The following is a 12,183-nucleotide window of genomic DNA, read 5'->3' as shown; positions in this document are numbered from 1 at the left end:
GCAGGGGCCCGCTCGACCCCGTCAGCTCGCGACGAGCTCGACCTTGAAGCGTTCGGCGTCCTCCAGGAAGGCAGCACGGTGGTCTGGACCGCCGGCGTACGGGTGCCGGTCCTCGTAGAGGCGGGTCCAGCCGTGCGCCGGTGCGTCCGTCCACAGCTGCTCGACCTGTCCGGCGTCGCCGGCGCCGAACGCGAGGTGGCTCAGCCCGGGCCGTCGGCGGTCGTGCGCGCCGTCGAGCGGTGCGGCCTCGAGCACGACGTAGACGTCACCGAGTCGCCAGCTCCGGCCCGCTGGCCACTCCTGGAACGGCGTGTACCCGAGCTCGCCGAGCAGCCAGTCCCACGCCCTGCTCGCCGTGTCGAGGTGGGCGGTGCGGAGCTCGACGTGGTGCAGGGCTCCCCGGGTCACAGGAGCTTCCGGAGCGTGTTCGTGTTGCGCGTCGTGGTCGAGCGCTTGAAGCGTGCTGCCCCGGCCCGCTTCGCGAACACGGTGTCCGTGCTCGACCCCTTCGGGCACGACCAGTACACGACACCGTCACCCCGGGCGACCTGCTCCACGGCGGTGTCGAGCACGAGGTCGGCGAGCAGCGCGTCGAGGGCGTTGTCGTCGGAGCCGAACACCACGTAGTCGTGCCGAGCGTCGGCCCGGTCGAACGGAAACCGCTCGACGATGCCTTCGAGGTCGACGTGCGGGATGAGCACGATCCACGCGTCGTAGCCGAAGCGGTCGCGGAGTGCCTGCTCGATCGTGGCCTTCAGGGTCGGCGCGTCGGCGTCCGTCCCGAACACCACGTTGCCGGATGCGAGCACCGTGCGGACGTCGTCGAAGCCGAGTCCACGGAGCAGTTCCGCGAGCTCGGTGTTCTTGATCGCGATGCCGTTGACGTTCACTCCGCGCAGCAGCGCGATCCACTTCGCCATGCCGGAACCGTAGCGCGGTGGCAGCCGTCTCAGCCGATCAACTACACAAGAAGCATTGCGCAAGAGTTCTTGCGCATCTATCTTCAGAGCATGACCGTGCGCAGACTCGACGACGCCGCCCACATGCGCGCCCTCGCCCACCCGACCCGACTGCGGATCGTCGGGCTCCTGCGTTCCGGTGGACCGCAGACCGCGGCGATGCTCGGCGACGAGATCGACGAGGCACCCGGCACGATCAGCTACCACTGCAAGCGCCTCGCCGACGCGGACTTCATCGAGCCGGCGCCGGAGCTCGGTTCGGACCGGCGGGAGCGGTGGTGGCGTGCGACTGCGGACCACACGTCGTGGGACCTCGCCGATGCGCTCGACGACCCGGAACGCATGCTCGCCACGACGGCACTCGACCACACCGTCGCCGATGCGTACGCGGCCGAGTACGGGCGGTTCATCGACCAGGCGCCGGTGCTCGGCCGTGAGTGGGTCGCGGCGTCGACCAGCTCCGACGAGGTGCTGCGACTGACCGCCGAGGAGCTCACCGGCCTCGGCGCCGAACTGCGTGCCGTCGTCGAGCGATGGACGGCCGTGAGTGACGCGCACACACCGGGTGACGGGTCGGAGCGCGTCATCGCCGTCACGCAGAGCTACCGGATGGGGCGACCGTGAACGCCCGGGCACGGTTGCGTGCGCTGCTCGCGGTCCAGGTCGTCTCGCGGACCGGCAACGTCGTCACGACCGTGGCCGTGCCCTTCGCCGTCCTGGCCCGGGGCGGCTCGGCGACGGACGTCGGGATCGCCGCCTTCGCCGCGACGGTGCCGATCGTCCTCGGCGGCCCGTTCGGCGGGGCACTCGTCGAGCGGGTCGGGTTCGTCCGTTCGAGTGTGGCGTCGGACCTCGTCAGCGGTGCGACCCTGCTGGCGATGCCCGTCCTCGCCTGGACGGTGGGTCTGCCGTTCTGGGCGCTCCTGGCGCTCGTGTTCGTGAGTGGCCTGTTCGACCTGCCCGGGGAGTCCGCACGCCGGGTCCTGCTCCCGGGGCTCGCACGATCGGCCGGCGTTCCGCTGGAGCGCGCGGTCGGTCACTTCGAGGCGTCCCAGCGACTCTCGGTGCTCATCGGCGCGCCGCTCGGCGGGGTGCTCGTCGCGGCTGCCGGACCGATGGCCGCACTCGTCTGCACCGCGGTGGCGTTCGGTACCGCAGCGCTGCTCGCTGCGGTACTGGTCCGGCCAGCGGGCGACGACGCAGCGGGCGACGACGCAGCGGGCGACGACGCAGCGGGTGCGAGCGCTGACGCGGCTCCGACCAACGGGTACTGGCGGGACATCGCCGAGGGCTTCCGGTTCTGCATCCGCGACCCGTTCTTCCGGCTCGTGATCGCCCTCGTGCTGATCACGAACCTGCTCGACGCGGCCCGGTCGACGACGTTGCTCCCGCTCTACGCCGCCGACACACTCGGCGGGGCGCAGGCGCTGGGCTTCGTGACCGGGACCTTCGGCGGTGCGGCGTTCCTCGGCTCGGTGGCCTTCGGGTACGTCGCACACCGCGTCCCCCGTCGGATCACGTTCGTCGTGTGCTTCGTGCTCGCCGGTGGGCCCTCGCTCCTGGTGCCGGCGCTCGGCCTCGGGCTGCCGTGGATGCTCGCTGCCTCGGCGCTGTCGGGCCTCGCCGCCGGCGCACTCAACCCGATCCTCGGTGCGGTCGAGCTCGAGCGCATCCCGGCGCACATGCGCGCCCGGGTGTTCGGGCTGCTCGGAGCGGGGTCCTGGGCGGGCATCCCGCTCGGCGGACTGCTCGCCGGGTTCGCGGCCGAGGGCGTCGGTGTGCAGGCGACGTTCGGAGCGGTCGTCGTGCTCTACACCGTCGTGACGCTCGCGCCGCTGACGGGTGGCGCCTGGCGCCTCATGGAACGACCGGCTCCGGAGCGGGCGCCGGTCGAGCGCGCGACGACGTAGTCCGCATCCGGGGCGGCGCTCACGTCCACGTCCGCGCGACGCCCCAGCCGGTGCCCTCGGGCACGATGTCGACCACCAGCGTGTCCCCGTCGTCGGCCGTGGCCTGGAACCGCCAGCCGACCGTGCGCTCGGGGGCGTGGGTGATGGCGGTCGGCAGCTCGGCCCGCGTCACGGTCAGACGGGTCGGGGTGTCGCTCACCCGCCAGCGGCGCCCGCCCCAGACCAGCCGGCTCGGTGCGCCCTCGGACCACCACACCGTGGCGGCCGTCTCCGTGATCATCATCGGGTCTCCTCGTTCGAACGTGTGTTCGAATGCTAAGTCGCCTGGCGAGACCCCGCAAGCGCTCCCCGACGTGACGGCGGGTCGCGGACGAGACCGTCCGCGGTCGCAGATGCCCTCGTGTAGACGGGGAGCATGACGAACGACGATCAGGGCCCCGACGAACATCACAAGGTCCCCGCGGGGGTCTCCGACGCCACGGTCGAGGCGCTCGGCACACTGTCGGCTGCGGTCGAGGTCATCGAGCACGCCCGCGGCCTGCTCTACGGCTTCCACCGCCTGACGGGCACCGCCGACCTGAACCTCGGCGAAGCCGTCGAGCAGCTCCGGAAGGCCGGCCACACCGAACTCGCCGACCGCATCGACACCGAGCTCGTGGGTCGCAACGTCATCGCCGGCCGCTGGACGTTCCAGGTCGTCGAGGACTACGACGACGGGTACTACGCGCTGGCGAAGGAGCTGGAGCGCACTGCGCGGGACGAGCTCGTGCAGGGGCGCCGCCACCTGTTCGAGGCGGGCATGAAGGAGGACCGGCGGTCCGGCGGTCGACGCCACCACGAGGCGACGCCGGACGACCTGCCGGACTGATCACGGGCCTCCCGGCCGGCCCGAACGCGAAAGCGACAATTCTCCGCGGATGTTTCGCGGACAACTGTCGCTTTCGTGGACCACCCTCGGACGGCCCCACAGGAACTGTCGCTCTTGCAGACCGACCGGGCCGGCGCCCCGGCCTCAGCCGACGCCGAGCAGTGCCTCCAGCGGCCCTCGTGCGAAGTACAGCAGGAAGCCCGCGGCGACGACGTAGAGCAGCCACGACACCTCGCGGCCCCGGCCGGACAGCAGCTTGATGAGGACCCAGCTGATGAACCCCACGCCGATGCCGTTCGCGATCGAGTAGGTCAGCGGCATGACGACGATCGTCAGGAACGCGGGCAGGGCCGAGCCGAAGTCCGTCCACGAGATGTCCGCGACCTGCGCGACCATCAGGGCGCCGACGACGACGAGTCCGGCGGCGGCGACCTCGAGCGGGACGACCTGCGTGAGCGGGGTGAGGAACATCGACGCCAGGAACAGCAGGCCGGTGACGACCGACGCCATGCCGGTGCGTGCGCCCTCGCCGATGCCGGAGGCGGAGTCGATGAAGACGGTGTTCGACGACACCGAGGCGCCGCCGCCGGCGATCGCGCCGACGCCCTCGACGACGAGCGCCGACTTCAGGCGGGGGAACGTGCCGTCGGGCTTCGCGACGCCGGCGGCCTTCGCCAGGCCGGTCATGGTGCCCATCGCGTCGAAGAAGTTCGTGAACACGAGGGTGAAGACGAGCATCGACGCGGCCAACGGCCCGATGCGGCTGAACGCACCGAACAGGTCGGCGTGGCCGACGAGCGACAGGTCGGGGAACGCGAAGAGCGCACTCGGCAGGCCGGGGGCGTTGAGGTTCCAGCCGGTCTTCGAGTCGACCGAGGTCGGCACCTGGAAGATCGCCTGCAGGATGATCGCGATGATCGTCGTCGCGACGATCCCGATGAGCAGCGCGCCCTTGACCTTGCGGGCCATGAGCGTGCCGATGATGACCAGGCCGATCAGGAACACGATGGTCGGCAGGGCGCCGACGGAGCCGTCCTCACCGAGCTGCAGGGGCGGCGACGCGAGCCCGGACGAGCGCACGAAGCCCGAGTCGACGAGGCCGATGAAGGCGATGAACAGGCCGATGCCGACGGTGATCGCTGCCTTCAGCTGCGCCGGGACGGCGGTGAAGATCATCGTCCGGATCCCCGTCAACGCCAGGACCACGATGATCACGCCGTTGATGACGACGAGTCCCATCGCCTCGGCCCAGGTGACCTGCTGCACGACGCTGACGGCCAGGAACGAGTTGATCCCGAGGCCCGCGGCGATGCCGAACGGCAGGTTCGCGATGACGCCCATGGCGATGGTCATCAGGCCGGCGACGAGACCGGTCGCGGCGGCGACCTGCGCGTTCTCGAGCCAGCCGCCGGAGACGTCCTTGGCGGCTTGGTCGGCGCTGAACCCACCGAGGATCAGCGGGTTGAGGATGACGATGTACGCCATCGTCACGAACGAGACGAGTCCGCCTCGCACCTCGCGCGGGATCGTGGATCCGCGCTTCGTGATGGAGAAGTATCGATCGAGGCCGGTCGCGAAGCGGTTCCGGGGTGGGGTGTCGGTCTTCGTGGCGCTCACCGAGCAAGTTTAAAGCCTGCTGGGTTTCCGGCATGTCACAGGATCCTCACAGGGCGCGCAGGGTGCGCCGATGTTCGACCGGGAGGCCCGACCCGCGTGATCGGGGGACGTCACGCCGTGCGCCGGCTCGCGTTCTCCGGCCATGGCTGGTGTTGGATGGACCGGTGACGTCACGCATGGACCGTGCCCGCGTCGAGGCCGCGGTGCGCGAACTCCTGCTCGGCATCGGCGAGGATCCCGACCGCCCCGAACTCGAACGCACACCCGCTCGGGTCGCCGACTCGTACGCCGAGTTCTTCGCCGGCATCGGCACGGACGCCGTTGCCATCGCCCGCGACGGCACGGTGCACGCCGAGGACGGTGAACGCGGCCGACTCGTCATCGTCCGCGACGTGAAGTTCCGGTCCGTCTGCGAGCACCACCTGCTGCCGTTCCTCGGGGTCGCGCACCTGGCCTACGCGCCGGGTGACCGTCTGATCGGGCTCGGAACGCTCTCGCGGGTGCTCGACGCCGTGGCCTCGCGTCCGCAGCTGCAGGAACGACTGGGCGAGCAGGTCGCTGCCACGATCGCCGAGGGGCTCGGCGCCGAGGGGGTCCTCGTGGTCCTCGACGCGCAGCACCAGTGCGTGACGACCCGCGGGGAGCGCCAGACCGGCTCGACGACGGTCACGGTCGCGGCGAACGGCTCGCTGGCCGACGCCGCGGGCCGGGCGGAGGCGATTGCGCTCATCGGTGCGGGGCGTGTACCCGACCCCGAGGCGGACGCGTGACGACTGAGGGGGCCGCCACGGGCCTCCAGGCAGGATCGACCGCACCCGGCTGGGTCGTGCCGGACCTGCGGCAGCCGGTCCGTACGATCGGACGCAGAACGTTCGACTTCGACCACCGCATCGCCGTGATGGCGATCGTGAACCGCACGCCCGACTCGTTCCACGACCGCGGTGCCACCTTCGAGCTCGACCGCGCCGTCGCCGCCGCCGTCCGGGCTGCCGAACAGGGCGCCGACTGGGTCGACATCGGCGGCGTGAAGTTCGCTCCGGGGCCGGAACTGCCCGCTGCGGACGAGGTCGACCGCGTCGTGCCCGTCGTCGAGCAGCTCGCCCAGGAGTCCGACGTCACCATCAGCGTCGACACGTTCCGCCCCGAGGTCGCCGCAGCGGCGATTGCAGCTGGCGCGAGCGTGGTCAACGACACCACCGGCCTGTCCGATCCCCGGATGGCGGCCGTCGTCGCGGACTCCGAGGCGACGATCGTCATCACGCACTCGCTCGCCGAGCCCCGGCGGCCCCTCGCAGCGCCGCCGCAGTACGACGACGTCACGGCGTCCGTCGTCGGGTTCCTGCGGGAGCGCGTCGACCGGGCGCTCGCCGCGGGGATCCCGGAGTCGCGGATCGTCGTCGACCCGGGCCACGACCTCAACAAGAACACCGTGCACACGCTCGAGGTCACCCGGCGCCTGCCCGAGGTCGTGGCGCTCGGCTACCCGGTGCTCGCGGCGGTGTCGAACAAGGACTTCGTGGGGGAGTCGCTCGGACGCCCGCGCGGCGAACGCCTGGCGGGCTCGCTCGCCGTCGCGACCGTGAGCGCGATGCTCGGGGCGCGGATCGTCCGGATGCACGACGTCGCCGAGAGCGTCGACGCGATGCGCATGGTCGAGGCGACGCTCGGTTGGCGCGCCCCAGTGGAAGCGCGGCACAACACGTGAACCTCCTGCCCCCGTCGATCGCGGACCTGTCCGACGACGACCTCATCGACCTGTACACCGCGGGTGCCTCGGCGCCGTGGCTGCGGGTGAACTTCGTGGCGACGCTCGACGGGTCCGCCTCGGCCGCCGGGGTCTCGGGGTCGCTCGGCGGCCCGGACGACCTGCGCGTGTTCGACCTGCTCCGCCGGGTCGCCGACGTGGTGCTCGTCGCAGCCGGCACCGTGCGGGACGAGGGCTACGGGCCGATGGTCCTGCACGACGCCGACGTGGCCTGGCGCCGGGCGCACGGCCTGCCCGACCACCCGGTGTTCGCGATCGTGTCGCGGTCACTGTCGCTGGACGCCGGATCCCGGGTGTTCACCGAGGCCCCGGTCCGGCCCGTCGTCCTGACCTCCGCGGCTGCGGCGGCGTCGGACGTCGGGGTCGCGCTGTCGTCCGTCGCCGACGTCGTGCCCTGCAGCACCGACACCGACCCCGACTCGGTCGACGTGTCGCTCGTCCGCGACGCACTGGTGGCGCGGGGGCTCGGCACGATCCACTGCGAGGGTGGCCCGTCGTTCCTCGGGTCGCTCATCGCCGCGGACGCCGTCGACGAGCTGACCCTGACGATCGACCCGTCGCTCGAGGGCGGCGCCGGGCCCCGGATCGCCCGCGGCAGTTCCTCAGAGCTGCGACGGATGCGGCCCGCGCACGTGCTCCGCGGTGCGGGTGACGTGCTGCTGACCCGGTACGTCCGGGCGGAGCCGCCTGCCCGAGTCCCGGCCTGAGCGCCCGAGTCCCGGTGCCGGCCGACCGCGTCGGCTAGGGTCGGGCGCGTGATCGACATCGTGGCGTCCGGGGTCCTCTTCGACATGGACGGGACCCTCGTCGACTCGACCGCGGTGGTCGAGGCGACCTGGACCCGCTTCGGTCAGGACCGCGGCATCGACCCGGCCGACATCCTCGCCTTCTCGCACGGCCGTCAGGCGATCAGCACGATCGAGCACTTCCTGCCCGACCTGGACCGCGACGAGCAGCTCCGCATCGCCGCGGCACTGGTCGCCGAGGAGAGCGCGAGCAGCGAGGGCATCTTCGAGATCCCCGGTGCCGCCGCCTTCGTGGACCGGCTCCTCGACGCCGGGGTCCCGGTGGCGCTCGTGACGAGCGCACCGCGCGACCTGGCCGCCGGCCGGATGGCTGCAGCGGGCCTGACCATGCCGACGGCGTTCGTGCCGTCCGAGGACGTCGAGCACGGCAAGCCGCACCCCGACGGGTACCTGCGGGGTGCCGCGCTGCTCGGTGTCGCGGCCACCGACTGCGTCGCGTTCGAGGACGCCCCCGCCGGCCTCGAGTCGGCCATCGCCTCGGGAGCGACCACGGTCGTCGTCGGCCCGCACGAGTCGGACGTCACGGCCGGGCTCTACCGGGTGTCGGGGTACGACGGCATCACCGTCGAGGCCGAAGGGTCCGCTTTCCGCATCCGCGGCTGAGGACCCGCTGCGTCCTGCGGGCACGCCCAGCGCTCCCCGACGACCCTCGGGTGTGCGGCCGGAACCACCGGGCCGCACGTGCGGCCGGAACCACCGGGCCGCGGAAGGAGCGACCATGGCAACCCTGGACGGCAAGAAGGTCCTCGTCATCGCGACGAACTACGGCGTGGAGCAGGACGAGATCGTCGTGCCCGTCGACCAGCTCCGCGAGCGCGGCGCGACGGTGACCGTGGCGGCGCAGGACTCCGGTTCGATCGCGACCCTCGTCGGCGACAAGGACCCCGGCAAGTCCCTCGACCCCGACACCACCATCGCCGGTGTCAACGTGACCGGGTACGACGCGCTCGTGGTCCCCGGCGGCACCATCAACGCGGACACCCTGCGACAGGACAACTCGGCGGTCTCCCTGGTGACGGCGTTCGTCGAGGCGAACAAGCCCGTCGCGGCGATCTGCCACGGCCCGTGGACCCTCATCGAGGCCGGTGTGCTGCGCGGACGGACGATCACCTCGTTCCCGTCGCTGCAGACCGATGTCCGGAACGCCGGCGCCGAGTGGGTCGACCAGGAGGTCCAGGTCGACGGCGGCATCATCACCTCGCGGAACCCCGACGACCTGCCGGCCTTCGTCGACGCGATCGAGAGCGCGCTGACCGCGTGAGCGCAGGGCGCTGCCGCTGACGGCGCTGCCGCTGTCAGCCCAGCGCGACGGGGCGGGTCGTCCGGAGCACCGCGGGTCCGAGGGCGAGCACGCCGTCGGACTCGGGGTCGCACCGCACCCCGCCCCGTCCACGCATCGCCCGGAACGCCCCCGGAGCCACCTCGTGGTCCATCCAGGCGCACGGGTTCGCCGGCCGGTACCCGCGGAACAGCACGGCACCGCTGCCGGGGCTCTGCAGCGAGAACGGCTCGCCCCGGAGCGCTTCGACGTCGGCGCCCCGCAGGAACACGTTCCGCCGGGTCGCCACGGGATCGACCGGCACGCCGAGTGATCGTCCGACCTCCTCGAGGCCCTCGAGCCCGATGACCGTCACCGAGGCGTGCACGTGCGCCCGCGCCGCGAAGTAGCGGTCGCCGACGATGCCGAGGCCGGCGCGGAGTTCGATGCGGTCGCGCAGCTCGTCCGGGTCGTCCGACCGGACCGGCAGGGCACCGTCGGCCGGCCTGCCCTCGTAGCGGTGGCGGCGCGACACGAGCAGCAGTGCGATCTCGACGTCGGTCCGGAACGGCAGGTCGGCGGAGTCGGCGAGCACGTCGGAGCCGACCCGGTGGTCAGACCCGGCCACGTCGTCTCCGGAGGTCACCCGCCCAACGCTAGCCGGGCCTCCCGGTCGACCGTCGTCGGTGCCCCGGCGCCGAGGTTCCACAACACGCCGTCGGTGTGGCGCCGAGGTTCCACGGGTGGGCACACGGAGCGCCGACATGCCGAGATCTCGGAACCTCGGGCCCGCCCGGACCACGCGACGCGCCACGCAGGCGCGCCCGCACGCGACTGCCGTGCCGTCCGATTTCCGCCAGTCGCGGTCGGTGGTGCGTGTCAGGCTGGGACCGTGACCATCCCCGGAACCGACCAGCTGCACGCCGAGCGCTACCGCGTCGTCGCCTCGCGCGACGCACGCTTCGACGGCCAGTTCGTCACCGCCGTGCACTCCACGGGCATCTACTGCCGACCGAGCTGCCCGGCACGCACGCCCCGCGAGACCGGCGTCACCTTCTACCGCACGAGCGCAGCAGCGCACCTGGCAGGCTTCCGTGCCTGCAAGCGCTGCCTGCCCGAAGCGACCCCCGGCAGCCCCGAGTGGGACCTGCGCGAGGACGTCGCCGGCCGCGCCATGCGCCTCGTCCTCGACGGCGTCGTCGAGCGCGACGGCGTCCCGGGGCTCGCCGCACGGGTCGGCTACTCCGAACGCCAGCTCAACCGCATCATGACGGCCGAGCTCGGTGCCGGCCCGAAGGCGCTCAGCCGCGCACACCGCGCCCAGACGGCACGCACGCTGCTGACGTCGTCGGACCTGCCCATCGCGGACGTCGCCTTCGCGGCCGGGTTCGCGAGCGTCCGCCAGTTCAACGAGACCGTCCGCGAGGTCTTCGCCGTCACCCCGTCCGAGCTGCGCGCCCGTCGGACGCTCCGGCCCGCGTCCGACGGCGCACTGCACGTGCACCTGCCCGCGCGGCCGCCGTTCGACGCGCAGGGGCTCCTCGACTGGCACGCACTGCACGCCCTGCCGGGCCTGGAGCAGGTGGACACCGACGAATCCGGGCGGGTCACCTCCTACGGACGGCTGCTCGACCTGCCGGGAGGCCCGGGCTGGTTCAGCGCATCGGCCGCGGTCGCGGGGGCGGCCGGTTCCACGGCCGCCGGTCGCGGTACCGGGATCGACCTGCGGGTGCGCGTCACCGACCTGTCCGACCTGCCGACGCTCGTCGCCCGCGTCCGGTCGTACTTCGACCTCGATGCCGACCCGGTCGCCGTCGACGCGGTGCTCGGCTCCGTGCCCGAGCTCGCTGCGGCGGTGCAGCGGGTCCCCGGCCTGCGGCTACCCGGTGCCGTCGACGCGCACGAGATCGTGTTCCGCACCCTCATCGGGCAGCAGGTCTCCGTCGCCGCGGCCCGGACGGCCCAGACGCGGCTCGTGGCGGCGCTCGGTGCCGCCGTGCCGTCGGCGATCCTGCCGGGGGGCCTGCTGTTCCCGTCCGCCGAGGTCATCGCCGCCCGCGGCCACGAGGTGCTGCGCGGTCCGGCCGCCCGCGTCGACACGATCCTGCGGGTCGCCGCGGCGCTCACTGACGGGTCGCTCGTCATCGACGGCGGACAGTCCCTCGACGAGCTGCGCGAGCGGCTGCTGGCGGTGAAGGGCATCGGGCCGTGGACCGCCGACTACGTGGCGCTCCGGGTCCGGCACCACCCCGACGTGTTCCTCCACAGCGACCTCGCGGTGCGCAACGGTTCACAGGAACTCGGACTGCCCGGTACGGCGCGCGAGCTCTCCCTATGGTCGGAGCAGGTGGCGCCCTGGCGGAGCTACCTGACGATGCACTGCTGGCGACCGATCATCGACCGCGCGATCGCGACGGCCGCCGGCGCGCGAGTGCACGGCACCGGCCGTGCGCGGCACGCAGACAACGACCCTCGGAAGGACGAACGATGACCGACGCAACCATCCAGACCCTGGACACCCCGGACGGGGCCTTCACCGTGCTCGAGGACGCCGAGGGCCGTGTCCTCGCCTCGGGCTGGACCGACTCCGTCGACCGGATCCTCGGGCGGCTCGCCGACCGGTACCGGCCCAGTCGCATCGTCGACGGCACGGTCGCCGCCGCTGATGCCGTGGACGCCTTCTACTCGGGCGAGGTCGAGCACGCCATGCAGGTGCCGGTCCGGCAGTTCGGCACCGACCTGTTCACCGAGGGGTGGCGGCAGCTCCGCCGCATCCCCGCCGGCGGCACCCTGACCTACACCGAGTTCGCGGGGGCGATGGGCCGTCCGGACGCCGTGCGGGCCGCCGCCAGCGTGTGCGCACGGAACGCTCCCGCACTGTTCGTGCCGTGCCACCGGGTACTGCGGTCCGACGGCACACTCGGGGGCTTCGCGTGGGGGCTCGACGTCAAGCGATCGTTGCTCGAACGGGAGTCGGTCGGCACCACGGCGCTCGTCTGA

15 protein-coding genes are annotated in these 12,183 nt (G+C 72.5%); 10 read left to right on the top strand and 5 right to left on the bottom strand.

Annotation, left to right across the window (positions count from 1 at the left end; genetic code table 11):
* Positions 1-21: 21 nt before the first annotated feature.
* Positions 22-408, bottom strand: a complete 387-nt coding sequence (locus EDF48_RS01845; RefSeq protein ID WP_131877724.1) for a VOC family protein — start codon at positions 406-408, stop codon at positions 22-24.
* Positions 405-920 carry a DUF1697 domain-containing protein gene (locus tag EDF48_RS01840; RefSeq protein WP_131877722.1) on the bottom strand — a complete coding sequence of 172 codons (516 nt, stop codon included), beginning with the start codon at positions 918-920 and terminating at the stop codon, positions 405-407. Before EDF48_RS01840 ends, EDF48_RS01845 begins: the two co-directional genes overlap by 4 nt.
* A 90-nt stretch (positions 921-1,010) precedes the next feature.
* On the opposite strand from EDF48_RS01840, the gene EDF48_RS01835 reads away from it, so the two are divergent.
* On the top strand, positions 1,011-1,583 hold the full coding sequence (locus EDF48_RS01835) for a helix-turn-helix domain-containing protein (protein WP_131877720.1): 573 nt from the start codon (positions 1,011-1,013) through the stop codon (positions 1,581-1,583).
* Positions 1,580-2,869: an MFS transporter gene (locus tag EDF48_RS01830; RefSeq protein ID WP_131877718.1), complete on the top strand. Its 1,290-nt coding sequence runs from the start codon at positions 1,580-1,582 to the stop codon at positions 2,867-2,869. Before EDF48_RS01835 ends, EDF48_RS01830 begins: the two co-directional genes overlap by 4 nt.
* Before the next feature lie 19 nt (positions 2,870-2,888).
* Here EDF48_RS01830 and EDF48_RS01825 read toward each other — a convergent pair whose 3' ends face one another.
* Positions 2,889-3,149 (bottom strand): hypothetical protein, encoded by a 261-nt coding sequence (locus EDF48_RS01825; protein ID WP_131877716.1) that lies wholly within the window; start codon positions 3,147-3,149, stop codon positions 2,889-2,891.
* Positions 3,150-3,284: 135 nt separating this feature from the next.
* On the opposite strand from EDF48_RS01825, the gene EDF48_RS01820 reads away from it, so the two are divergent.
* Positions 3,285-3,737 carry a hypothetical protein gene (locus EDF48_RS01820; RefSeq protein WP_131877714.1) on the top strand — a complete coding sequence of 151 codons (453 nt, stop codon included), beginning with the start codon at positions 3,285-3,287 and terminating at the stop codon, positions 3,735-3,737.
* Between the two features lie 144 nt (positions 3,738-3,881).
* Here EDF48_RS01820 and EDF48_RS01815 read toward each other — a convergent pair whose 3' ends face one another.
* Positions 3,882-5,354, bottom strand: a complete 1,473-nt coding sequence (locus tag EDF48_RS01815) for an NCS2 family permease (protein ID WP_131877712.1) — start codon at positions 5,352-5,354, stop codon at positions 3,882-3,884.
* Between the two features lie 176 nt (positions 5,355-5,530).
* Between EDF48_RS01815 and folE the strand changes: the two genes are divergently transcribed.
* The 5 genes from folE to EDF48_RS01790 all read left to right on the top strand — a co-directional run bounded on the left by folE (position 5,531) and on the right by EDF48_RS01790 (position 9,186).
* Positions 5,531-6,124 carry a GTP cyclohydrolase I gene (gene folE / locus EDF48_RS01810; protein WP_123293064.1) on the top strand — a complete coding sequence of 198 codons (594 nt, stop codon included), beginning with the start codon at positions 5,531-5,533 and terminating at the stop codon, positions 6,122-6,124.
* Positions 6,121-7,059, top strand: coding sequence for a dihydropteroate synthase (gene folP, locus EDF48_RS01805; RefSeq protein ID WP_131877710.1), 939 nt, complete (start codon positions 6,121-6,123; stop codon positions 7,057-7,059). The genes folE and folP overlap by 4 nt, the downstream gene beginning before the upstream one ends.
* The gene (locus EDF48_RS01800; RefSeq protein ID WP_131877708.1) at positions 7,056-7,826 is read left to right on the top strand and encodes a pyrimidine reductase family protein; all 771 of its coding nucleotides are present in this window, start codon (positions 7,056-7,058) and stop codon (positions 7,824-7,826) included. Before folP ends, EDF48_RS01800 begins: the two co-directional genes overlap by 4 nt.
* Positions 7,827-7,874: 48 nt before the next feature.
* A complete protein-coding gene (locus tag EDF48_RS01795; RefSeq protein ID WP_111083521.1) occupies positions 7,875-8,528 on the top strand; it encodes an HAD-IA family hydrolase in 654 nt (217 codons plus the stop codon).
* 115 nt (positions 8,529-8,643) lie between these two features.
* A complete protein-coding gene (locus tag EDF48_RS01790; protein ID WP_111083520.1) occupies positions 8,644-9,186 on the top strand; it encodes a type 1 glutamine amidotransferase domain-containing protein in 543 nt (180 codons plus the stop codon).
* Between the two features lie 34 nt (positions 9,187-9,220).
* On the opposite strand, the gene EDF48_RS01785 is transcribed toward EDF48_RS01790, so the two are convergent.
* Positions 9,221-9,778: a molybdenum cofactor biosysynthesis protein gene (locus EDF48_RS01785; protein ID WP_131878082.1), complete on the bottom strand. Its 558-nt coding sequence runs from the start codon at positions 9,776-9,778 to the stop codon at positions 9,221-9,223.
* A 297-nt stretch (positions 9,779-10,075) separates the two neighbouring features.
* Between EDF48_RS01785 and EDF48_RS01780 the strand changes: the two genes are divergently transcribed.
* Together EDF48_RS01780 and EDF48_RS01775 are read left to right on the top strand one after the other, a co-directional pair.
* Positions 10,076-11,674 carry an AlkA N-terminal domain-containing protein gene (locus tag EDF48_RS01780; protein ID WP_243698007.1) on the top strand — a complete coding sequence of 533 codons (1,599 nt, stop codon included), beginning with the start codon at positions 10,076-10,078 and terminating at the stop codon, positions 11,672-11,674.
* Positions 11,671-12,183, top strand: coding sequence for an MGMT family protein (locus EDF48_RS01775; protein WP_111083519.1), 513 nt, complete (start codon positions 11,671-11,673; stop codon positions 12,181-12,183). Before EDF48_RS01780 ends, EDF48_RS01775 begins: the two co-directional genes overlap by 4 nt.

It is taken from the genome of Curtobacterium sp. PhB191 (assembly GCF_004346515.1).
GTDB lineage: Bacteria > Actinomycetota > Actinomycetes > Actinomycetales > Microbacteriaceae > Curtobacterium.
Note: the sequence above shows the minus strand (reverse complement) of the source record. Positions and strands in the feature narration are given on the sequence as shown.